This is a genomic window from Candidatus Nomurabacteria bacterium, assembly GCA_023898425.1.
Lineage (GTDB): Bacteria > Patescibacteriota > Patescibacteriia > 2-12-FULL-60-25 > 2-12-FULL-60-25 > HK-STAS-PATE-2.
On the sequence record CP060222.1, the window covers coordinates 729873 to 753843 of the forward strand.

Annotated in this window: 24 protein-coding genes; 4 read left to right on the top strand and 20 right to left on the bottom strand. The window is 46.4% G+C overall.

What is annotated here, in order from left to right; all coding sequences use genetic code 11:
• Window positions 1-3 precede the first annotated feature (3 nt).
• Window positions 4-1437 carry an O-antigen ligase family protein gene (locus H6759_04125; GenBank protein ID USN52192.1) on the bottom strand — a complete coding sequence of 478 codons (1434 nt, stop codon included), beginning with the start codon at window positions 1435-1437 and terminating at the stop codon, window positions 4-6.
• 61 nt (window positions 1438-1498) lie between these two features.
• Here H6759_04125 and H6759_04130 point away from each other — a divergent pair, with 61 nt between their 5' ends.
• A complete protein-coding gene (locus H6759_04130; GenBank protein USN52193.1) occupies window positions 1499-2071 on the top strand; it encodes a hypothetical protein in 573 nt (190 codons plus the stop codon).
• Between the two features lie 80 nt (window positions 2072-2151).
• Here H6759_04130 and H6759_04135 read toward each other — a convergent pair whose 3' ends face one another.
• From H6759_04135 to H6759_04180, 10 genes are all read right to left on the bottom strand, one after another.
• Complete coding sequence (locus tag H6759_04135) at window positions 2152-5067, bottom strand: putative metal-binding motif-containing protein (GenBank protein USN52194.1); 2916 nt, start codon at window positions 5065-5067, stop codon at window positions 2152-2154.
• A gap of 276 nt (window positions 5068-5343) precedes the next feature.
• Window positions 5344-6105: a hypothetical protein gene (locus H6759_04140; GenBank protein ID USN52195.1), complete on the bottom strand. Its 762-nt coding sequence runs from the start codon at window positions 6103-6105 to the stop codon at window positions 5344-5346.
• A gap of 3 nt (window positions 6106-6108) precedes the next feature.
• Window positions 6109-7224 (bottom strand): glycosyltransferase family 4 protein, encoded by a 1116-nt coding sequence (locus H6759_04145; GenBank protein USN52196.1) that lies wholly within the window; start codon window positions 7222-7224, stop codon window positions 6109-6111.
• A 27-nt stretch (window positions 7225-7251) separates the two neighbouring features.
• Window positions 7252-8256, bottom strand: coding sequence for a rod shape-determining protein (locus H6759_04150; GenBank protein ID USN52197.1), 1005 nt, complete (start codon window positions 8254-8256; stop codon window positions 7252-7254).
• Between the two features lie 2 nt (window positions 8257-8258).
• Window positions 8259-10235: a DUF4012 domain-containing protein gene (locus tag H6759_04155; protein USN52198.1), complete on the bottom strand. Its 1977-nt coding sequence runs from the start codon at window positions 10233-10235 to the stop codon at window positions 8259-8261.
• 5 nt (window positions 10236-10240) lie between these two features.
• Entirely contained in the window at window positions 10241-11062 is an 822-nt protein-coding gene (locus H6759_04160) for a glycosyltransferase family 2 protein (protein ID USN52199.1), read from the bottom strand.
• Between the two features lie 12 nt (window positions 11063-11074).
• Window positions 11075-12085 (bottom strand): hypothetical protein, encoded by a 1011-nt coding sequence (locus H6759_04165; protein ID USN52200.1) that lies wholly within the window; start codon window positions 12083-12085, stop codon window positions 11075-11077.
• 1 nt (window position 12086) lies between these two features.
• Window positions 12087-13580 (bottom strand): glycosyltransferase family 2 protein, encoded by a 1494-nt coding sequence (locus H6759_04170; GenBank protein ID USN52201.1) that lies wholly within the window; start codon window positions 13578-13580, stop codon window positions 12087-12089.
• Complete coding sequence (locus H6759_04175) at window positions 13577-13957, bottom strand: hypothetical protein (protein USN52202.1); 381 nt, start codon at window positions 13955-13957, stop codon at window positions 13577-13579. Before H6759_04175 ends, H6759_04170 begins: the two co-directional genes overlap by 4 nt.
• Before the next feature lie 55 nt (window positions 13958-14012).
• On the bottom strand, window positions 14013-14573 hold the full coding sequence (locus tag H6759_04180; protein USN52203.1) for a hypothetical protein: 561 nt from the start codon (window positions 14571-14573) through the stop codon (window positions 14013-14015).
• A 107-nt stretch (window positions 14574-14680) separates the two neighbouring features.
• Between H6759_04180 and H6759_04185 the strand changes: the two genes are divergently transcribed.
• Genes H6759_04185 through H6759_04195 form a run of 3 tightly spaced genes read left to right on the top strand, consistent with a single transcriptional unit; the run spans window position 14681 to window position 17245 of the window.
• Window positions 14681-16654 (top strand): hypothetical protein, encoded by a 1974-nt coding sequence (locus tag H6759_04185; GenBank protein USN52204.1) that lies wholly within the window; start codon window positions 14681-14683, stop codon window positions 16652-16654.
• A complete protein-coding gene (locus H6759_04190) occupies window positions 16647-16793 on the top strand; it encodes a hypothetical protein (protein ID USN52205.1) in 147 nt (48 codons plus the stop codon). The genes H6759_04185 and H6759_04190 overlap by 8 nt, the downstream gene beginning before the upstream one ends.
• Before the next feature lie 56 nt (window positions 16794-16849).
• On the top strand, window positions 16850-17245 hold the full coding sequence (locus tag H6759_04195; protein USN52206.1) for a hypothetical protein: 396 nt from the start codon (window positions 16850-16852) through the stop codon (window positions 17243-17245).
• A gap of 57 nt (window positions 17246-17302) precedes the next feature.
• Here the strand turns inward: H6759_04195 and rplL are convergent, their stop codons facing one another.
• From rplL to H6759_04240, 9 genes are all read right to left on the bottom strand, one after another.
• Window positions 17303-17692, bottom strand: a complete 390-nt coding sequence (gene rplL, locus H6759_04200) for a 50S ribosomal protein L7/L12 (GenBank protein ID USN52207.1) — start codon at window positions 17690-17692, stop codon at window positions 17303-17305.
• Window positions 17693-17718: 26 nt separating this feature from the next.
• Window positions 17719-18399, bottom strand: a complete 681-nt coding sequence (locus tag H6759_04205; GenBank protein ID USN52208.1) for a 50S ribosomal protein L10 — start codon at window positions 18397-18399, stop codon at window positions 17719-17721.
• A 229-nt stretch (window positions 18400-18628) separates the two neighbouring features.
• Window positions 18629-19351, bottom strand: a complete 723-nt coding sequence (locus H6759_04210) for a hypothetical protein (protein USN52209.1) — start codon at window positions 19349-19351, stop codon at window positions 18629-18631.
• 57 nt (window positions 19352-19408) lie between these two features.
• The gene (locus H6759_04215; protein USN53040.1) at window positions 19409-19756 is read right to left on the bottom strand and encodes a phage holin family protein; all 348 of its coding nucleotides are present in this window, start codon (window positions 19754-19756) and stop codon (window positions 19409-19411) included.
• Window positions 19757-19769: 13 nt separating this feature from the next.
• Window positions 19770-19991, bottom strand: coding sequence for an exodeoxyribonuclease VII small subunit (gene xseB / locus H6759_04220; GenBank protein ID USN52210.1), 222 nt, complete (start codon window positions 19989-19991; stop codon window positions 19770-19772).
• Between the two features lie 18 nt (window positions 19992-20009).
• On the bottom strand, window positions 20010-21215 hold the full coding sequence (xseA, locus tag H6759_04225) for an exodeoxyribonuclease VII large subunit (protein ID USN52211.1): 1206 nt from the start codon (window positions 21213-21215) through the stop codon (window positions 20010-20012).
• On the bottom strand, window positions 21212-22327 hold the full coding sequence (locus tag H6759_04230) for a CapA family protein (GenBank protein ID USN52212.1): 1116 nt from the start codon (window positions 22325-22327) through the stop codon (window positions 21212-21214). Before H6759_04230 ends, xseA begins: the two co-directional genes overlap by 4 nt.
• A 20-nt stretch (window positions 22328-22347) precedes the next feature.
• Window positions 22348-22935, bottom strand: a complete 588-nt coding sequence (locus H6759_04235) for a hypothetical protein (GenBank protein USN52213.1) — start codon at window positions 22933-22935, stop codon at window positions 22348-22350.
• Window positions 22936-22938: 3 nt separating this feature from the next.
• Window positions 22939-23967, bottom strand: coding sequence for a hypothetical protein (locus H6759_04240; protein ID USN52214.1), 1029 nt, complete (start codon window positions 23965-23967; stop codon window positions 22939-22941).
• Window positions 23968-23971 lie beyond the last annotated feature (4 nt).

Consider the following 23971-nt stretch of genomic DNA (forward strand, 5'->3'; position numbering starts at 1 on the left):
CTCTTATTTTAATAGAGTTTCTTTTAAGAAATCTGGATCTTTTGCTTTTTCGCTACTTACAAAAACTCTCGAAGCAGCTAATACCAAACCAACCGGCAACCATAAACGCGGCGTCCAATAGGTCGTGCTAAAACATTCAAACAGAAACATGCTTGCCACAAGGATACAAAGATACATATAAGCCTCACGTTCATCACTACTCGTGGAAAGCGCTTTATTATTTTTCCACATTGTATGCCCAAGTGCATACAGCAATATACCTAGCGCCAGTAAGCCAATACCGCCTAATTCGCCTGCGACTTTCTGTATGATGCCATGCGCATCAAAGGCAGGACCAAATTCAACAAAAAAAGCACGTGAATTACCGACAAGTTGCAAATAGCCTCCCGCTCCAACACCGAATACAGGCGAATCCTTAAAAGCATTAAAGCCAATTGCAGCAATCATATTACGAGAACTTACTGAACTCATTGCCCCGCTTGATAGAGTATAAACAACCATCGCTATAGCAATAGGTGACAAAAGAATACCAGCACCGATAATAGATGATCGATAGTGTTGCCACCAAGGACGCCAAACGGTCGCACAAAGACAGACAAAGGCAAAAGCAAGCACGATCCACGCTGTTCGACTAAAGGTAAACAAGGTAACAATAAACATTAAAACAACACCTGCTTTTATCCATTTTTTTTGTTCTTCTGATTTTGATAATGCCCCTAAAGCAAGCAAAGCGCCCATGCCAATAATTAATGTCTCTGCCAAAGCATGCTGATTACCACCGAGTGCATTTACACCAAGTATAGGTAATGGCATAGCGCGACCAAGCTGAAGAACGCCATTTGAATACACCATAGAGATAAGTCCACCGATAGCAAATAAAGCACCACTCATACCAAGTGAACCCAGTATTGGCTTAAGACGTTTTTTTGATCGAACAAAATTTGCCACCAAAACGATACAGCTGAGATAGATAAAACCAATATATCGTATAGCATGTTTTACAACTTCGATTTTACTAGGAAGTGCAGGCGAAAACATTGATACTAGCTCAGCAAGAAACAATAGCGAGAATGGTAGGAGTATCGGAAACCAAGGCTTCCAATTGAGATCACGTCTCCCCTTCCAGTAGAATAAAAGTCTGAGCGCCCATGCTGCCAACAATGAAAGCGCTAATAACTCACCAACGCTTATTTCTGCGTAAACATGTAACACTTGTTCGCCAATGCGATATTCTCCCGTATCTAAACTCACCACCCAACCAATCATGAGTGAGATTGGAGCCCAAGCAAATAAGACCAGGTAAGGCTCACGCCAAGCGAGCAAGGTACAAGCCAATAGAGATGCCAGAAAAGCAAGCGCAAGAGGCGTTCCAATAATAAAGCCTAAAAGGAAAAGCGCTACAAATAGCCCTAGACCTAGGGCGATACGTGTAGACAAAGAACGACTGAACATTAAGCAAAGTATACCATAGAGAAGTCGTTCATGATACGCTTTTTCTATGCAAACAAGCCCCTATCACCTCCTACCAAAAGTATTAGACATCATCGATTGCCTACAACCGAAACGTATTTTAGATATTGGTTGCGGCGATGGTTTTGTTGGGCTTGCTATCCATCGTTATATCGACCAATCTATCCGATTAGATGGAATTGATAAAACAGCTACGAAGTCACCCTTATTATCAAGCGACTATCAGCTTTTTACAAAAATAGATTTTCGCTCTCTAGAGGCTAAGGATCTCCCGCACTATGATCTCGTTCTCTTGCTTGAGACACTTCAATCAGTCAATAAACGCGAAGGCAAAAAACTCTTAACGCAACTCCTTCAACAAAATAATAGCTTGCTTATTAGTGTTGATCGAAGCCAGTGGGACAAAGGGGATTTTGCTGAGCTGAGTAATGCGTTATTTCTATTTGATAGTGAACGCACCCTCGTTTTTTTAACAAAAGACCCTGAAAAAATAAAACAATTAAGAAAAAATAGAATTACCTCAAAATTATTACGCGGTATTGGTAGTTCAAAAACAGCTACTCGTATTATAAAACGTGTTACCAAAACAAAATCAAAGTAAGATACGAAAAAGCCCCTCTTGAAGTTCAAGAAGGGCTCATTTCAGTTTGCGCTAGAAGCGCTCAAGGACACCGCGCTTGATCAGAGCGCGCCGTTGCGGCAGACACCCGAAGATGTCGTACCCGTGATCGGCGAACCATTGCCAGCGGTGATCGACGCGTAGTCGCTATACCCGGAGGTAGAGGCGACACACGTACCACCGTAGTTATGCGCCATGTGGACGATGTAGACCGTCCCGTTGACGTTGACGCAACTGCGGATCGTCCAAGGAACACCCGTAGGCACTCCAGAGCACGAAACCACGGTATTGCCACCGCTCACAGCACACGAAGAGCCGGGCACCACACTCAGAGTGGTCGCATCGACGACCGTGGGCTGTGCCGTACACGGAACACCGTTGGTGTCGCTGCCCGTGAGGACAAAGACACGCGTGGCATTGCTCGTATTGAGCGTTGCACTGACCGTGGTCGTCCCAGAAGGACAACCCTCGTTCACCACACCGCTGCAGTTGTTGTCGAGCAAGTCACCGCAGACCTCAGTTGCACCGGGATTGACCGATGCATTGGAGGGACTGCAGTCGTTGTTGTTCGACACCTGACCAGACGGACAAACCGCGCCCGAGACGACGTTGACCGCGCCTGCACCGTAACCATCGTTGTCGGTGTCGGCGTAGCAATTGGTCGTCACGCAGCCTTCGTTCACCAGGGCATCGCAGTCGTTGTCGACCTGATCACCGCAGAGCTCAGCCGCGTTGGGGTGGGTGGTCGGCGCTGCATCGTTGCAGTCGCCATTGGCCGACGAGGTACCCGCGGGACACATGGCTGCGCTGTACACGAAGCCCGCTCCCACACCGTAGCCATCTGCGTCAGCGTCCGTGTAGCACGTGACACTCACACAAGACAGGTTCTCGTTGACCATGCCGTCGCAGTCGTTGTCGATCATGTCGCAGACCTCCAACTGGAGGGGGTTCTGTGACGCATTGGCGTCGTTGCAGTCCGAGTTGTTCGTCACGCGACCAGCGGGGCAGGAACCGTAGACCTGGAGGGCCGTACCGGTACCGAAGCCGTCGTTGTCGGCGTCGACGAAGCAACTCGTGATGATGCAGCCATCATCCACGATCGTATTGCAGTTCTGATCGATGGCATCGCCACAGACCTCGACCGCATTGGGGTGGATGGTATTGACGTTGTTGTTGCAGTCACCTGCAACCGTCACCTGTCCTGCGGGGCACGCCAGAGCCGCGAGGCTATTGGGTGCACCGGCGCCATAGCCATCACCATCGGTGTCGGCGTAGCACGTGATCACCTCGCACGAGAGACCGTCGTCGATCGTGAGATCGCAGTCGTCGTCGATGAGATTGCACATCTCAATTGCGCCGGGGTGAATTGTGTCGTCACCGTCGTCGCAGTCGTCGTCGAGACCAACCTGACCATCGGGACAGACCGCGGGAGCCGCAGCCGTACCATTGATCGGGTTTGCCACACCAGCGCCGTGACCATCACCGTCCGCGTCGACGTAGCAGAACACCATATTGCAGGTGAGTCCGTCGTCGGCCACGAGCGTGCAGTCGTCGTCGATCGTATTGCAGATCTCTATGGCACCGGGGAAGACCGCAGAAGAAGCGTCGTTGCAGTCACCGAAGATCGCCGAAGTACCCGAGGGGCACTGCGTCGTATTCGGCATGACCATACCGACACCGCTACCGAAGCCGTCCATGTCACCATCCGTGTAGCAGGTCGTCGCCATGCAAACGAGCATGTCGTCGATCGTACCGTCACAGTTGTCGTCGAAGCCGTTGCAGATCTCGGTGGCACCGGGATGGATCTGGTCGTTCGCGTCGTTGCACTCACCGCCGAGCTTTACCTCGCCAGCAAGACACGTCGTACCGATACGAACCACGCCCACACCCGTACCGAACCCGTCACCATCGGCGTCAGGGAAGCAGCGGACAGACTCGCAGGTGTTGCCACCATCGATCATTCCGTCGCAGTTGTCGTCGATGAGGTTGCAGATCTCGGTGGCACCAGGGTGCACAGCGGGATCGTTGGGAGCGCAGTCGTTGGGGACCGCGGACTCACCAGCGTTACAGCTGGTACCAAGGCGGGTCACGGGCAAGCCGTAACCGAAGCCATCGTCGTCGACATCCTCGTAGCAGTCGATCGACTCGCAGCTCAGACCTTCGTTGATCTGACCGTCGCAGTCGTTGTCGATGCCCGTGGGCAAGTCACAGATCTCGGGGGCACCCGGAAAGGTGCTCGAGACCGTATCATCGCAGTCGCCAGGGACCGTCGCCATACCAGCGCCGCAAGCGGCACCGTTATTGGCGAGGACACCGTCACCCGTTCCGAACCCGTCACCATCCGCATCGACGTAGCACGTCTGCTGAGAGCAGATGAGCGCGCCGCTTGGGGTGCTGTCGGGCGTACCGTCGCAGTCGTCGTCGAGACCGTTGCAGGTCTCGGCTTGCGGGGCCAGCGGGGTCGCGTTGCAGAACAACGTGGCCGTAGGCTTGTCGCAAGTGAAGGTGCCCGCTTGGGTACATTCACCGACTCCGTTGGTACAGGGCTCACCCATCACGCCGACGTTCGAGACGACACACCCAAGGGGGATGTCGGTTTGCACGCAGATCGTGTAGACACCCGGCGACAGCTGATACTGCCAGCCAAGGGGGCCACCGGGGCCACCGATCGTGCAGAAGCGACCATCGGTGGAGTTCACGCCGCCATCGGGATTCGACGGGACGGGAGCCACGCAGGTGCACTCGGTCCACGTGTTGTTGGCCGGGTCGCAGTACTGCGTCGCCTGGGGGCTGTAGCCCGGAGGGCAAGTGTTGGGGCAATAGTTGATGTCGCCCGGCTGATTGCCGGTCGAATCACAGGTGCCGGTGAGGGCAGCATGCGAATCCGAGGCATCGAACGGGCTGGCACAGCCAGCCTGAACGAGGACGAGCCCCAAGGTTGCCATCATGGCGACCTTGAGAAGGTTGAAATTTCTCATTTTCTCTCCTTGCGTATTTGATTACCCGGCACGCATCCGGGGTAGATAACTGATTGTAGGGTCCAATTAATGCAGCCGGGTTCTTATCCCAGAGATACATCAAGCTCAGCTTAACTATCATATTTATAAATAAATGTCAATCGTCTATAGGACAAAAATATCCTTATTCATATAATTCTGACTCTTTGAAAGACGTATTTGTAAAATAATGGCTAATATTAGCGCTATTTACTATTTAATGTAGAAAAATCCTGGGATAATAGTTTTTCTATTCTGCTATCTTTTCGGTATCATTACTGCCTGTGACCAAACTAACTCAAAAACGGTTCTCATCATTTGTGTAAGAGCTGGCGAATAAATAACGAGCACAGCGGGTTCTTTACCATGGGTAAAAAGATACGATTTTTGACCTGTGATCGCGAGTCCACCAGAAAAAGGAGCCTGATCAACATAACAAGCTCTTACATCGAATCTATTTGCATCAAAACTCGGTAAAGCACTCCCTCTTGGTGTCACAAGAACCGTACGACCATGTTGTAGACGCATTTGTCGATCGCGTTTATCACTCGCGGCTTCGATAATTCGATGAAAATACTCATCAATAACAAACCATTCCAAAAGCGCATCTTGGCTCATGGCGATCTCATCACGTAAACGCAAGATCTCGCTCATACCTTCGAAATACTGCACATGCGGCTTACCTTGACCGTCTTGAAAAGCAGCGAGCAATTCTTTCATCGAATCATTAAGGCGTTGCATGCGATATCGCATTGTCTCTAAATCTCCTGCGAGATTTTCTCTTAATCGTTCTGGAGAACGTGCGGTAAATACCGCTCTCCCTGCTTGCTCGCCTTCGATGACAAGACCTTTTTCTATCAATGACTCTAAGGCTGGATAGGTAGCCGTGCGATTTACGTGACTTTTTTCTGCGATCTCTTGCACGGAACTTGTACCGAGTATTAACAACGTTAAATAAATATCACTTTCGCGCTGTGTAAAGCCGCAATCTTTGAGCAGCGGTCGAATATGATCAAACATAAATTACCAATTGGTCAGTAGTGGCAAAATAATCTCAGCTGTTTTCTTCCATGAAAACTGTTCTTCGCGCCTTTTTCCTTTCTCGCTTAATTGCTGACGTAACTCGGTAGAGCGTAATTGGTTCATTTGTTCTGCCAGTTGTTGTGCAAAAGCCGGATTAAAAAACAAAGCATTGCCCTCCCCTGCAATCTCTGGCATTGAACTTGTACTTGCAGCGATTACTGGTGTACCGCACTTCATAGCTTCAAGCACCGGTATACCAAATCCTTCATACCATGAAGGCTGAGCATAATATTCTGCAGCAGATAAAAGCGCCCCTTTATCACTCTCTGCGAGATAACCGGTAAATAGAATATCGTCCACAAGACCGAGCTCTTGAATACGCTCACGCAAACGTTCAATACCAAATCCTTCACGACCCGCAAGAACAAGTTTTAAATCACGGTCATGTGTTTGTTGATAGTACAACGACAAAGCCTCAATCAATACACGAACATTTTTCTTTTCTTCGATGCGACCAATAAAAAGAACAAAACGTTGTGGTAATCCCATCTTTTGACGCAATAGATCTATCTGATCACTATTTGCTTCTTGCAAGGATTCTGAAACCGCGAGAGGCGCTACTGTTATTTGTTCGGATTTCGCTCCGTAAAAATTAATGATTTCTTGTTTTGAAAATTCTGACACCGTTACAATTCGAGGACAACGACGCACAATATCACGCGTGGTCCACTCATGATAAAGACGTTGTTTTAACGGATAGAGTTCTGGATGACGTCGAAAACCAACATCATGAATTGTGACGACATTTTTCTTTGGCGCGATAAGTGGCAATACATGCGCTGGTACAAATAAAACATCGGTAGGATTGCGCCACATCTCCCAAGACAAACGTAATTGCGTCCAAAGATACTTTGGTGGCCATAATAATCGCACTTCACTCCAATGTTTTGGCAAAGTGGCCAGAGCACCCGTCAATGAATCATTTGTTAACAGCGACCAAGAATCATTACTACTTGCTGTTAGCTTTTTTAATTCTTCGATCACATTTAACGCATACCACTCTACGCCGGTTTTTTGTACACGATTTGCGCGTGACGCTTCGATGCCGATTTTCATAACCGTAGGATAGCAAAATCTCTTCGGTTAGGAAGAGAAGACGCTACGTTTATAGAGATCGAGATTTTCGAGTGCGATGCCTGTGCCTTTTGCCACGCATTGCTGTGGGTTATCAGCCATAAAGGCAGGAACGCCGGTTGCTTCTGAAAAAAGACGATCTAAATTTCGTAATTGTGACGAACCTCCAGAGAGGACCATACCCTTTTGCATCACATCTGCCGAAAGCTCAGGAGGCGTGTTGCGTAAAACGTCTTTGATGGCATCAACGATTCCAGCGAGCTCATGTTGAATCGCGTCCGTTACATCATCAGAGGTCACGGTGATGACACGCGGCAAACCATTGATCATATCGCGACCCTTTACTTCGAGCTCTAGTTTTTCTTCGAGATAGAGTGCTGAACCGATACGGATTTTAATTTCTTCTGATGTACGCTCACCAATAGCGAGACCGTATTTACGACGAACATGTTCTTGAATAGCACCATCCAATTTATTGCCACCAATACGAACAGAAGAAGAAGCCACAATGCCACCCAAAGAAATAACAGCGATCTCAGAAGTGCCGCCGCCGATATCAATAATCATGTGTCCAGATGCTGAGCCAATTGGAATATCAGCACCAATAGCAGCAACAACAGGTTCTTTGATAATGTAAGCCGCTCTAGCACCAGCACTAATCGTGGCATCGATAACCGCACGACGTTCGGTAGAAGTGATACCACCCGGAACAGCAACCATTACCTCTGGACGAAACAAACGCACGCCTCCGAGCGCCTTATTAATAAAGTAACGTAGCATCGCCTCCGTGGTGCGGTAGTCAGCGATAACACCGTCTTTAAGTGGACGTTTTGCCACGATGGTGTCTGGAGTACGGCCAATCATGTCTTTTGCTTCTTTGCCTACGGCGAGTACTTTTTTATCTGCTAACGAAATCGCAACAACTGAAGGTTCGTTAATAATGATCCCTTTTTTTGGGATGTAGACGAGTACGGTCGTGGTGCCTAGATCGATACCAATTTTTTTTCCGAACATAGCTAGAAGGTAATATGAAAATCACGAGTCAGATCCCAAAACTTGGTATAACGGTAGTAGAGATCTCCCCACTCCACGCGGTCTTCAGGAGGAACCGCGTCTTTAATGTTCTTACCGAATGAGAGATCTAGCGTCAATTCACGCTTAGCTCCTGGTTGTTTTTGGGCCAAAAGCACATATTCACCCTTTTGTACCTGAGACAAGATACGTGGCGGTAATTTATAGGTAAATGAGATTGTATTACGAGATGCGAGATCAACGGACCAGTGACAGCCAAAAACCTGCTTACCTAATTCTTTATACACATCCGGTCGACAGCCGGTTGCGGTAATAAATTCTGAACCCTCAGGCACATAGACCCTGGTATAACTACGATACCTTGTATAACGCCAATCCGCGGTTTGTGCATTATTTCGATATTGAAGTTTTGTTGTTGCTATAAGATCACCGTTAGCATCTTCGTTAATACTATAGAGCACTTCTTTATCAACAACACCATCCGTTTTTTGCGCATTAATATTTGCATCAACAACCCAGAGATAGTCGTTATCTGTTGCAAGCGTTCTCCCCGCCCAGCCACGTCGATCAAGCACCTCTTGTGTGGACTTATCTTTTACAGCAACGATCATATCTCCCTGATTAAGCGACTGAGTCACCACAGTTAACAGTGTAGGCCAAGAAGATGCCGGCAAGGTCATAAGACGCTGAATAAGCGCATCCCCTACTTGTTTTACGATCTCTTTGCGTTGTGCGACGGGCTTACCTTCAAATAAAAAGCCTTGGTCAACATCAAATTGCAACTTATCAAAAAAGTTTGCCTCATCAAATACACGACCCTCAACGGTGATAGGACCCGTTAAACGCAAGAAGCCCTTAAAAATTTCTGGTGTTAAGAAAATAACACCGTCAACATGAACATTTTTATTTCGACCTAAGGCATTTTCGCGAACATAAAAGTCCATAATTGTTGCCGCAGAAGAAGGCGCATCAGGGGACCAGTTTGCATCACGTAGATAGAAAACTTTGTTTAAAAATTGTCCTGCTAGACCGATTGGTTGTGGCTCGTTCCATTTGCCATCAACAGATTGATCGAGAGCGTACACATCCTCGAATTCAAAAGATTCAAGATGACCCGCATCAACCGTAACAACGCCAATATTTCCGATAAAGCCACCTGTTGGACGTAACTCGTCACTATTTTGCAATAAAACTAGATAGGTTTTTTGTTCTGGAACGCCGGATAGCGGTACGAGCCACTCAAGAACATCAACAGCATTTTTTAATGCTGTATCAGCTTCGGCCAGCCGATTTGCATAAGGAGCGATGACTTCTCGCACTGGTAATAACAATTCTTCTTGTGGGATTTGTGACCATGTATTTGAAGCAATAGCAATACGTTCTCGCGCTAAACGTAATTTTGGCAATAACTCGTAGAGCTTTGCCATAATCGCCTTTCGCTCATCACTTGTAAGATCTTGATACGAACGATTACTACCAATCACTTGCCCAGGGAGCGCGGCTTCGTTTAATGCCTCATTTATCTCTCGAGCCACTTGAACAAGTTCGCGTGCTCCGGCGATAGCGGATCCGCCTACACGACTAACAGACTCAAGCGACTGAATACGAGTACCGATCCAAGGTGCATAGCGCCAAGCGCCAAAGGCCTTAAAACCTTTTTGCACATCCGCCAAACCAGCTTCGGCAATAAGAAGATCTTCGTCAGCACCGGCAAAATCAAGACTCGCGACGCGCTCTGGTAAACGCTTTAGTGCACTCCTAGCCGTAAGCGCACCAGTACTAGCAAGTGCCGAACCATAAAGAACAGGTAAAATAAACACCACAACAAGAAGCGTTACGAAAAGTGCAACGGGCCATCCCATGCCTTTAAGCCATGACGGCCACTTTGTCGGTTTTTTATTTAACGAAGCATCTGTATGCGATGTTACTTCGTGTAGTAGATTTGGAGACTCATGCGACATATCCCCTATGATACACGGGGATGCCGTTTGCCGCGATGTTTTGCAAAATAATAGAGAGCGCTTTTGATATGCTCACGCGCAATGCGATTTGTAATAATGTCTAATGGCGTACGCAAACGACTCTCGCGTTTATGATAATGAACGATTCTTGCATGCGGGTAATAGGTAACCTTGTGACCCGCCTCCCAAGCTCGGCGGCACAAGTCGGTGTCTTCAAAGTACATAAAGAATCTGTCATCAAAACCCTTTAGAGCCTCGAGAATCGGCCGACGGATGAGCATGGCGGAACCCATAATCCAATCAACATCTTGTATTTGCTCGCGATTCATCGTTTTTAAAAGATAACGATCAAGGGTTCGCTTTGCCCATGGTAATGCCCCTAAAATGGTACGACGATACACGGGCACCATAATAGAAGGAAATGCATAACAGTTATCCTGATCTGATCCGTCTGGGTTTGTTGTTCGTGGACCTGAGATGGCAACTTCTTCGGATTCATCCATCCACTGGACCCAACGCTCTAACTCCCCAGAGAAAAGAAGGACATCTGGATTTACTAAGGCAATATACTGACCCGTCGCTTGCTCTAATGCAAGGTTATTACCTCGACCAAAACCTACATTGCCACCAGCGGATAGATACGTCACCCATGGGTACTTTGTTTCGATCATCTCCTGAAGGCCATCGCCACCGTCACAATCAACGACAATATACTCATAATCAAAAGCAAGCGCTGCATCTTGAACGCTTTGCAATAAATGTCTAATGAGATGTGCCGAACGATAGTTTACCGTGACAAAACTCACCTTTGGTCGAGTGATCGACATGCCGCACATGTATCAGATTTTGTCCGCTCCGACAAGGGGCGTGAACCATGATCGACGTTTTGAAGCGCCGATACTTTGTGCGCGAAAACGGTAATGCCAGCGGTATGCGACGAAACGCTGTTTCCAATAATCCAACGTTTGAGGCCACTGCTTGGGGCTGACAATGAAGAGCAGCCACCCATAAAGCATACGGATAAACAACCAAGGAAAATGTCTTAACCGCCACCAACCATTATCCATAGCGGATTCTGCAATACGAAAACAGCGATACATCTCGAGAGAGGATTTGCCACGATCAAGTGATAAGCTAGCAGGCCACCAAATAGCCGCATCGTCTAAACGTTCTGAAAGTGTGCCGGTAGCTGTTAATACAGCTAATAGATGTTCGGGCGAACATGGCAAAATCGAACGCTCGTCTAGCCACTCTGCCATCTCTGGCGTTGAGAGCTCTGCGGCACGCACGATAAAAGCGTGAGGCGCTGGAGCAAACCACACCATCGGCGAAACAAGCTCCTTACGATCACGACCCTGAAGCAAATGAATAGGACGACGAAAACGATTGAGCGCTTGTCCTGCTGAAAGAATCGTCGGAGAAAAAGTATAAACGCGACGTTCGTCACTATCTTGCTCTTGCGAAGCAGCGCAGACCGTGGCACCAAGCATCCCAATCTCTGGCTCGCGATCAAGTTTTTCAAGAAAGCGTTTGAGCGCCTCTTGCCCAAATAAGACACCAGGACGAACAAAAACGAGATACCGCTTTGATAAGTCTTGACCTTCCCATCGGCTGAGCGCAAAACGAATAGCGCGTTTCCAACAAAGTGAGAGCTCTTGTCTTTTTGCTTGTCGCAAAACAACAGTTTTTACATCTTCTTCGAGCGCCTCAGATCTATCTGGGGTGTTTTGCACAACAAGTGACTGCCATTCTTCTGTTGTTTGACCTTCTAATGTTGATCTCGTTTCTTGCCAAAGCGTTTCATCTCCATCCAAAACGGCAACGGTCATTAGTCGTGTAGCTGACTGCATATCATGATCGTTGTTTTGTCTCTTTTCGTTTTAATGTGACATTAAAACCTAGAGGCTTATTAAGCATCATACGTGTTTGTGCATCGATTGCAGGGATGGATCCAAAGAGAATCAAGGTCACTGGAGCCAATAACCACTGTAAAACGATCGTAAGATAAGCAAATGGCCTTGGATAGCGGTGTGGTATAGGCGGTAATAATGTTAAGGCAAGACCCGCTGAAACAAACATACCGAGCAACGAAAGTCGCATCAGCCATTGCAAGGTAAAAGGCGTATTTTGAAAGATGGCATACGAACGAAATGCTTCTGGCGCCACGAAAAATGGTAAGAACCCTAAAACCGTAATAAGCAAAGGCGCCGTCGCCCAGGTTAAAGTTCCTTCAAATTGCTTAAAAATCCATACCGTCTTTTCCCATCGAGGCATTTCTTTATCTTTAGAAAATTTCTCGATCATATAAGGAAAATTTTCTACTCCCCAAGCCCAACGTCTCAGTTGTTTATAGAGAGCTGGTAAGGCCTGAAAGTATTTGCCTGTCATTACCGTGTCCATCGATACAGGGAGATGAATGGGAATAACGTGATAATCACCATGATAACGAACAAGACCCTGTAAGAAAATACGAGAGTCTTCTGAAACAATGTCTTTTTGCCAATACCCTACATCCATAAGCATGCGCAAAGACATTGAGTGAGATGAAAACGTCATCATTCCTTCTGGACGAGCGAGTTCCGTCATTAACCAAAACGTTGTACCAAACATTGCTACGCGTACAGCCGCTGGAGACTCCCAAAGATTATTATTATAAAGCGCTACCGGCTGATACGAGCAACGCGTTGGTACAGGGGCGTTTAAATACTCCCAAGAAACACTCGAAAAGTATTGAGGGTGAACAATAGTATCGATATCAAACGAAGAAACCACCGTCCAATCAGGATCAATACCCGCTGCCAATAATGTGGGCTCTATAACTTTTGCTGCAAAATTTAAATTTGAACCTTTACCAGGAATCTCATCAGGTAAGCCTGCGGGGTGTACCGTAGAATAAAGCCCAGCAAAAACCCCTTGAAACTCAGGAAAGACTGTATCTACGATTGTACGAAAATTTGCCTCATCTCTCCCCTCGCCAGCGATCACGATAAACATCCGTTCTGACGGATAAGTTGTTTTAGATAATGAGTGCAACGTTTCACGAATAACTTCTAAAGGCTCTTTGTACGTTGGTAAAAAAATCACGTGCCGCAACTTATCGTAATGCGGCAATAGTCGCGCTTCTGACTCCCAATCTCTTTTGATTGCCTTGCGATAGCGCCACCAAGAGAGAATAAGAAACGGCGCAAAGTAGGTAATACGTAATAACCAATACAAATCAAAAACAATGATAAAATACACCATCCAAAGTGGACGAATGAAGGAAAATAACGTTGCTAAAAGCAAAACGGTCCAGGTTGTCGCGCCGGGTAAAATTTCAAAAAAACGTTTTTGAGAAAATTTCATGCTTTTGGAAGCGTAATATTGGGCTCTGCGTCGTAAACCGGGGCTAGATATTCTGTAGCGCTATAGGAATTTGTATCAAGCTGATCTTGAGCAACTTTGACTGTTTCTTGATCACCAAGATAATGCAATCCTACTAACGGTATAGACTTTAGTCTAGCAATAAGATTTGCGTCGAGCACACCCGTGCGAATGGCCGAAAAAGATCCTGGACCCGATATACAAAAAATACCTTCTAAATCACCCATATTTTTTGCCACCGCAGGAAGCAGCTTTTGACCACGGCCCTCAATTATTTTTAACCGAGGTTCTCCGTTCTTTTTCAGCAACGCATAACGAATAACACCGGATTCATGCGTATCGATATAGAGCCATGACATAGCTACACTTCTGTTCGTTCGTGCAACTTACTCACAATAACCGTTTGAGGAGACTCTAAGATCGCGTATAAAAACGATCGGTCATGTCTTTGCGATAGCGATATTCTTCATTCGTCATCACGGTAAAGTTAATCTCAAACCCTAGCTGCTTTTCTGCATCGACAACAAGAGCTTTAAGCTTTGTCATTGGTAGACGATCTGCTACCACAAAAAGATCCACAGGAGCTGACCCCTGCTTACCTAAAAAGGCACCGTGCAAAGACAGATGACGTATGTCACCTAACTCAAGGATAGACTTATCGAGTCTACCACCCATCATTACCTGTGCTCGCAAGATTAATGCTGTGAGCTCATCAAGAAGAGTAAAATTTGGATTCACACGATAATACTTCTTTTTTGTTGCGGATACTTTTTTGCCTTTTACGGGTTTTTCTTCATCAATAATCTCTTCGATAAGCCCAATATCCACAAGATTCTTGATTTCGCGACGTACGGCGTTAATTTGAGTACTGATGCGACGGGTTAATTCACGTACAAAAATAGCTTCGTCCGGGTTTCGCAAGAAGAGGCTGAGGAGCTTTACGCGGGTACGAGAACCAAAAAGGTGTTCAAGCATACAATTAGTATAAGATTGCCCTACTTGTGGCGCCTTGACAAGTTTGTGCAATTATCCCTGTTTTCACTCGACGCATTGCCCAGTCCACCCTATACTCTATCTATTCTATGGAGCAGACTATCAGATTGGCAGAAATCGAAGTAAGCCGTGATATTGAGCAAGAACGCATTGTTGGGCTTTTTCGTTATCAAGATGAAAAACTTGGCACCAAGAGTCCTCAATTGTTGCTCATGGCGGACATCGCATCTTCGCTTTATGTCTATGAACAACTATTGGACACATTAAATGATGCCGCCGAACGTGTTTATCGCCAGCTCTCGTCTACAAACACTGAACCGATGTCACGATTTGAAAAAATCGTAAAAAGACTGAATGACGCCGTGAGTCAATTTGTGGCATCAGAACCATCAGAAATGAATTGGGGTCGAGTAAGTCTTTATGTCTTTGAAATTCATGACAAATCATTGTGCGTAAGTGGTATCGGTCACCTTAGTAACGCTTTCTTACAAAAGGCTGGAGACAGTTATCGTACCTTTGATCTTTTTGGTTCATTAGATGTTCCGGCCGTCCCTGATACGAATAAGTTATTTAGCGCATTAGTGTGTGGCGATATGAAGCCGGGTGATGTCTTTTTTGCTGGCACATCAAACTTTGAACGATTGCGTGGTGAGCTCGATCTCGTAAATAAACTAAAGTCTCTCCCACCTGTGAGCGCTGCACTTGAAATCACGCAAGAAATCGAGCGTTATTCTACGGATGAGGATTTTGCCGGTATTGTTATCTCTTGCAATGCCGTTCAACAACGTCCTACAACAATAGCGCCAAAATCTGAACCTCAACACAGCGGACAATCGATGCAGGATCTCTACAAACGTGAAAAAGCGACCGAACAAATGCTCTCACCCTCGGTGAGTAATAAACTCGTAGAAAAAGATACCGATGATCTTCCTCCTTCACCACGTCGATCACAAACAAGCTTTAGCTTTGTCGCACTCTTAGCAGAATTTAAAAATACCTTAAAACAACGCAAGCGCTCGCCACTAAGCAATCTCGGAAAGGATGCTACCACCTTAGCTGGTATGCGAAATATGGGTGCAGGACACGGCACCGCTCTCTCTAAGACGCGTAAACGTCAGTTGATCCTACTTGGAGCTACCCTGTTTCTTATTGCTATTGGTGGACTTTTTTGGAACTCGCATACAAAAAAACAAAAAGCCTTAGCTCTTTGGAATACACAATTTGAACAAGCTCAAGATCGACGTACACGCGCCGAAAGCTCACTCCTCTATGGCAATGAGCAAGGTGCGCGTAATCTTCTTCAAGAAGCTCGCACTCTCGCAAATGGACTTAGCGAAGACGAAAATGATCTAAAAGAGAAAAAGACCAACCTTCTTAACGAGCTTGATGCGGTCGCTGTAAAAATTCGTCGTAATGTGGTCGTCACACCTGTGCAGCTTGCGAGCGCATCTTTAGGAGCTCAACCAGGAGCGCTTCGCACGCCATTTATCTTGGGTGGTAATATCTACGCGATTGATCAAAGCGCTCAAAGCATTATTCGGGTTGACCCTTCGCAAACAAATGTTCAACGCTATCCATTTACCGCTGACTCTGGCGAGATTGTCGCTGCAGCCGGAGGCGCTACAACTGGCCTCCTCGTAACCTCTGGTGGCAATGCGCTCTCAATGAACCCAACAACAGGCAATACAACCTCGTTAGGATCCATTAGCACCTCTACCTTGGCCGCAATGACGATCTATAACCGTCGTCTCTATAGCCTTAATCCACAAAATGGCACGCTGTTACGTCACGAAGCGAGTGGCTCCGGATTTGGTGCAGGCACAAGCTATATCAAACAAACATCTACCCCTCTTACAAATACGAGTGGTATCGCTATTGATTCGTCTGTCTATGTTTCTTGGAGTGATGGTCGCATCAAACGCTACCTTTCAGGAGCTGAAGAATCTTGGTCCGTCGCAACGGTTGATCCAGCGGTTACCTCTATCAGTTCTATTTGGACGGATTCAGCAAATCACGATCGCATTGTCGCTACAGATCCACAAGGCAAACGTATTCTTGTCTAGGCGTAAATCTGACGGTGCTTTTATCGCGCAACTCACCTCTCCAAACTTTCAAGGCCCTACCTATGTAACAGGTGATGGCGAAAAGAAAAAACTCTACGTTACCGACAATAATATTCTTTGGGAACTAGATCTGCCTTAATGTTGTCCACGTGTGCTATTTCTTAAAAAGAAAAAATCCGTTATACTAAGAGCAAGTTGAATGACTTGCTCTTTATGACGACAAAAAAACCTTTGCGCAAAAAACGTGCGCCTGCAAAAAAATCTTCCACTCCTCGAGTGGTAAAGACCTCACCAAAAGCTGAGGCACAAGGACATCATCTCGCCTCTTGGCTTTTGATGTGGACCATGTTTGCCTGTGCACTTGTTGTATCGATCGCCGCGCTCACACAAGTTGATTGGAAGTGGCTCACTTCCTACGCTTACGAACAAACACATCAAGAAGAAATCGCTCAAGATTTACTGATTCAAGCACTCGATAAAGCAACTTGCGAAATGGCGGCAAGCGCATCAGCTGCGTCTGAGGCAACCTGTGCCGCTATTGGATTTACCGCACCTGTGCTCACAACAAGTACCGCAACAACAACACAATAATTTTTTTTCATAAAAACACCTCGACATAATATCGAGGTGTTTTTGGTACCGAGAGGATTATTTAAGCGTAGCTTGACCGCCAGCTTCTTCAATCTTCTTTTTGATTTCTTCAGCTTCTGCTTTAGGAGCGTTTTCTTTTACAGCTTTTGGAGCTGCGTCAACGATATCCTTCGCTTCTTTGAGGCCGAGACCGGTCAATTCGCGAACGACTTTGATAACAGCAATCTTGTTGCTGCCAGCATTTGTCAATTCAACCGTGAAGGAGGATTGCTCTTCAGCGGCAGACGCTGGACCAGCTGCCATCATGACAGGAGCCGCAGCGGATACGCCGAATTTATCTTCGAGGAGGCTAACGAGCTCAGCAAGCTCGATAACAGTAAGTTTTTCGATCGCAGCGACTAAGTCCGTGAACTTTGCTGGGATCTCAACGTTCTTCATTTCCGACATAGGAATGTAAGTAAGATCTAAAGGGATTATTCGGCTGCTGGAGCTTCTGGAGCTGGTTCAGCAGGTGCCTCAGGGGCGACTTCGACTGGAGCTTCGGCTGGAGCGGCTTCAGGTGCTGCTTCTGGAGCAGTTTCTGGAGCGACTTCAGCTGCAGGAGCTTCAGTAGCAGGTTCAGCAGGAGCTTCAGCAACCGGAGCGGCTGGAGCAGGAGCTGGGGAACCTTTTTCCTGTTCTTCCTTATAGGCGTTAAGCAAGCGCACGAAGGCACCAGCTGGACCATTGAGGACAGAAAGGAGTTGGCCGAGGAGTTGCGAACGGCTTGGGAGCTTGGAAAGCGTGGTGACGTATTCCTTGTCAACGATTTGGCCATCAAAGATACCACCTACCAATTTGATAGTCGTATCTTTACTAGCTTCACCGGTGAGCTTTGCTGGAGCCATTTCGTCCTCAGTGCCGATGGCGGCACCGATCATACCCGGAAAGGATTTGAAGTCGACGTCAAAACCAGCCTCTTTTGCTGCTACAGTGAGCAACGTTTTCTTAGCAACAACGTAACGAACACCTTCGGTAAACATCTTCTTACGAAGATCGGTGATGCTCGAAACAGTCATGCCTTGAAAATCAGAGAAGGCGACGGACTTTGCTTCCTTAAGGGCGGACGCAAGAGCGGCAACTTCCTCGTTCTTTTGAGAACGGGATTTTGGCATAGGTGTAAATACCTAATGTGTAAAATAAAACGACCGCAGAAACAACATGTCCTGCGGTCGATCGACCCCTCGTTCTCCACGTTATGAGGAGGTCTGAGAGGTATCACGATCCTCGGCGAGCGGTTTAAACCATTATCCCTTACGGGGCTCAGCTGTCTTAGGACTGCGTTCGTTTGCGCTATTTATAGCGAAAACCCCGAGATTCGTCAAGAACTCGGGGTTTCAGAGCTTAAAATGTGCCATAGGTTGCCCATCTATCACCCTTAGACTCCATGCTCGCCTGAATTGAGCCGTTGCTCAGTACACGCAGACGACCTTCTGGAGGCAGTGCGCATGGTAGATAAAAACGGGGCTTTCCGAAGGCCTGTACAAACCACTTGCGACCCTTTGGGGTATAAATCGACGCACCAATCCACCAGACATTTGCATGTGTAAACCCACAGGAAAGTATGTCAATATCTTCTGTGATAACACAACTTGGTGGTTTTTCGAGACTCTTAACCAACAGAACAGTATTACGTTCTTCGTCAGTGAACGGTAGGATAAAATTCCGATCTGGGTGATCAAATCCCATCCCCGATAACCAATGCTGATGATGTTTGGTCTCAATAACGTCAGTTGAGTCCGCAGCATAAATCACATTTTTATTTATCGGAAACTTTAATCGCTGAATGTAGTTTTCGATACTTTGACCATTCCACGCATCAAGGGTGACATGAATAAAAAGCTCATCACGCCAAGGAGCGAGACGCAGATCCGCTATTCTCATACGATGACTATCCAATTTAAGATATTTTTGCGGTAAGGCCTTGAGGGAAACTCGCTCATTCTTTACATCAAATGTGATCGTGCTTTGGTGATAGTAGAAGATCATCTCAAAGGTACCATCTTCTGAGTACCATCCTACTTCGGAACCATTATGCCGCTCTACCTTGGACAATGATCGAGACATGGCCACCTCCTAAAGAACTTGCTTCAACCTACACAAACAATTATTTTCCTTCAAGTCTTAATCACGAGTGGGCATCAATAACCCATTAATCACATAAGAAAGCACTGAGTACACAATCGCTCCCCAAAACGCTGGCCAAAAACCAAGTACACTGAAACCTGGCACGAGACCAGCAGCGAGACCAAACATCAAACCATTAATAACAAGCGCAAAAAGACCAAACGTAATGATGGTGATTGGTAGCGCCAAGAGGTGCATCAATGGGCGGATAAGCGCGTTAATAATACCAAGAACTAATGCAGCTAAAATTGCTGTGCTATATCCCGAGACAACGATACCGGATACGAGCTTTGCAACAAGCAAAATAGCGACAGCATTAAGAAGAAGACGTAAGATAAATTTAATCATAGAAGAGAGGTTATTCGTCAATTATAGTACCACGAATTTCTTGGATTCGGTTTTGTGCCTCAGTAAGCTTTTCTTTGAGAGATTTTGCCAACTCGGTTGCACGCTCAAATTTTGCCATCCCTTCGTCGATATCTGTTTTGTCAGATTCAAACCAGGTGGCAATGTGTTCTAGCTCTTCGAAGGCTTTTGATACATCAACAGACGCATCTGTTTTTTTCTTTTTTGTCGTCATAGGTAGTAATAGGATTTATTAAAGCAATGTAGCCTGTTCGCCATCTATCGTGGCATGGACGGTACCATCTCGCAAACGGATATTGATATGCTGACCTGCTTTTAGTTGTTTGGCTGACGTAATAATCTCATCTTTTGCGAGCTCGATAATGGCATATCCGCGTGCCATAACAGCGGTAGGATCAACCGATTTTAAGAAACGCTCATACCCATCGACTCTCTGCAGTAAATGTATTATCCAATGTTGCGCATAGGTACTCGTTGCTACCGCTAATTCTTGAGACCTATGCAATACGGTCACAAGCCATTTATCAACATTCGTAAAAATAGTGTGGATTACTTGTGTATACTCATCAATAATCCCTTGCATACGATCACCGATAGCTTGCTCAAGCATTGATAGCTCATACAAAACATCTTCTTTATCTGGCACAAGTCGTCTTGCGCAATCTGTTGGTGTAGATCCACGCACATCTGCGACCTCTTCGGCGAGCGTTGTATCGCGCTCGTGGCCGATAGCAACCATGGTTGGCACTTTTGAGGCGTAGAGCTCTCGAACAAGCTGTTCATCATTAAATGCCATAAGCTCATCAAATGAACCACCACCACGAGTAAGGACTAATGCGTCATAATACCCCGCGCCATTTTCTTGTTCGCGTTTTTGGATTTGTTTTAAGGCTTTGATAATACTCGCCGGCGCTCGATCCCCTTGAACAACAACGTGAAATAACTCAATTTCTAACCCTGCCCAACGTTCGTTTATGATACGAATGATGTCTCCATAGGCTGCAGACTCGCGCGAAGCGACGAGTGCAATACGTTTAGGAAAGCGTGGCAAAGTACGTTTGCGTGATGGGTCAAATAATCCTTCAGTATCCAATTTTGCACGCAGTTGCGCGAGGGCTTTTTTTATTGCCCCTTCACCTACAAGCTCTAACCGATCTACCGTAAAAGAAAACTTTCCGTATTTTGGATAGATGCGTGGCGTACCGTAAATACGTACCTTCATACCGTCTTCGAGCGGGACACGAAGCTTAGGTAAAACCATAAAAGCCGAGATCAGTCCCCCGTCATCTTTGATATCAAAGTTTACCCATTGACCTTGAGATACGCGAAAACCCGATACTTCGCCTTCGATAGCAACAGCATCTCCGTCCCAAATTGCTTTGAGCGTATCGTTTATATAGCTAACAAAATCGCTAACGGTAAAAAACTGTGGGGTCATTTGAGTATGATCCTGCCAGACCGTACACCGTCTGCCAACTCTAGGTCAGAACGCTTGGCGAGCTCTTCTAATCGTAAACGTTTTTGCTCACCTTCTAATAGATGTGGCTGACTGAGATCAATTCGTACTGGATACAGATCAATCCCTACGACTTTTTTCTCCACAACCACTAGTGAGGCGGCTAGACCGTATCGTGTTTCTTCTGACCAATCCTGATCGAAAATAAAGTTACCCAATGCCCACAGAATCGGCTTACCTTTATAGGTTGAGGCGCCTTGCGACCAATGAGGATGACCACCGATAACAACATCCACTCCTTGATCAATCAACCAATGCGCCAATTCTACTGAGGATGCGTCTGGTTGCGCACGATACTCTGTCCCCCAATGTAAGTACGCGATTACAAGATCGTTTTGCTCTTTTGCTTTTGCGATAACCGCTTCGGCATCTTTTCGAATCACGGGATTGTCGGTAGAGTTCCATCCCAAAAACGCAACCTTGGTATCACCGATGGTCGCTGTTCCGAGTGCGATATCTCCATCCTCGACTTGCTCACCAAAAGCCAAAATCCCTTCTGCGGTTAGACGTTTTCTTGAATCCTCAAAACCAATGCGACCTTGATCAAAGGCGTGATTATTCGCTTGTGATACTGCATCAATCCCCTCTGATACCAATACTTTTAACCATTCGGGACGAAAAAGGAAATCTATACTCTTGACCGGTGAACGACGCTGATCTGTCACTGGCCCCTCAAGATTCGCCACTGCATAATCAAAGTTCTCAAACCATCGTAATGGGAGTTTAGCAAAAGGGTATGAGGGATTTTTTGATGCATCCGTTCTTGCTTGTACATTACGATCAAGCATAATATCACCAACAAAAAGAATGGTCGTTGTCGTAGGTTGAATGCCCGTACTCGTTGGCGCCTGCTCAATAAAAATCGGCGAGGTGGGTTTTTGCTCAATAATAGCTACGTTTGTGACTTCATCAGCAGTAGCATTGGGCGTTATTTGTACCGTTTGGCGAAGAAAATACCCAACCACAAGTAATACGGTGATAGTAAAGACGATCGTAGAAGTAATCAAAAAGGTTTTTGTTTGACGATCATTCATACCGCTACGTTGCCAGAAAGCTATTTTCTACGCAATGGAATGCGTAATTCATGGATAGGCTCACCATCTTTTGCTGAAGACTCAAAGATAATGAGATGTACGACTTTTGACGATGCGCCAATGTCTGAAGCGGTAATGGTAAATGGCCCAGGCTGACCAATATCAGGTGCATCAGCTGTGGTAAAACCTCTTGCGATAATCTTACCCTCTTCTTCGATACGCCAGCTGATCGTATTTTCAAAGGCAACACCTGTGCCGGTTACGCTAAATGTTGATCCGATCTCTGAGTAGACAAGAGATGAGCTCGTACAGATGAAATTTTTTGTATCGCAAATTTCTCCGGCAGGACGTGGTCGGAGCGGTTCTTTGTCTTCGGCATAAACAACCGGATTACGTACATCCGAACCCGTTGGGTTATCAACAACCGTTGACGCTGAATTGGAGTCGATTGGTGTTGGAGCTGGGATACCTGTAGGCTTTTCTGTTACCACTTCGCTAGGAGCTTGTGGGGCTGGCGTTGTTGGAATCGTTACTTTTTTACTCGTACACCCAGCGCCAACCAACGAAAGGGTCATTACTGTAAGGAGAAGCGTTTTTTGCGTATTCATAGATTAGGGTTGAGTTTGAACGTTTTGCTCTTGAATGACAAGGTCGCTTACCGATGAGAAATCTTTTGTAATCGCCTCAGCAATCGCTCGAATTCTGGTGCCGGCACAATTTGCAGAATAGATCGCGGGATTTGGAACAACGATCGTCGCCTTACCTTGTACCACCGAGAGATCAATCAAGGTATCGCCTAAAGCAGCGCGCATCGTTGCCTCGTATGGGTAAATCGTTTTAGGGATCTTTACTTCTTCTTTTAGAATCGCCTCGCATTGATCTGACTCAAGATCACCTTTATAAATAGTACGTGTCATCGCCGCCAACGGTGCTGAAGTTATGCCAATCTCTATGCGGTCTTCGGGTGATCCTGCCGTAAAGAAAAAACGCAATGAAGTAGATGTTGGCATCGACGATAAGAATAATGTTTGTTCAAATGATGATGATGTTGATGTTTTCTCTAAGGAGATAACCCCATTGCCCACGATCGTTTCAGACGCGTCATAAGCGGTCCACCAAATCGAACGAGATGCGTTCATCACTGTACCTGTAGCGATAAACGGATACTGACTTGCATCAATAGACGCTTTTATCTCAGCTATTGGTGCCTTAGGTGTTTTCTCTTGAACCACATTTGCAGATCGACAAACACCAATATCCTCAATAGCCGGCTCGGCATTTTTTGTTGAACAAATGGTATTAGCAGGGCAGCTATATCGCGGGGTTCCACCACAAAGACATTGCGGCTCACAAACCTTGGCACAACTATCACCCTCTTGATCAAGACAAGGACTACCGCAATCCGTCCACTTGCCACCAGCACGCATACAGCTATTGCGTTGCTCTTGATAGGGTGATTTTTGCACGGGTTGTTGGTCGGCAAAATAACTTGGCCTCGTTGGTAATTGCTGCCATATCAATGTTAAGCCAGCAACGACAATACCTACAAGAAACAAAAAAAACCAAAGCATCCCGTTATTGCTTATGGTTTTCTTTGTTGTAACTGCTTTTGTTTTTGTTGTTCGTTTACGTATCGCCATGACC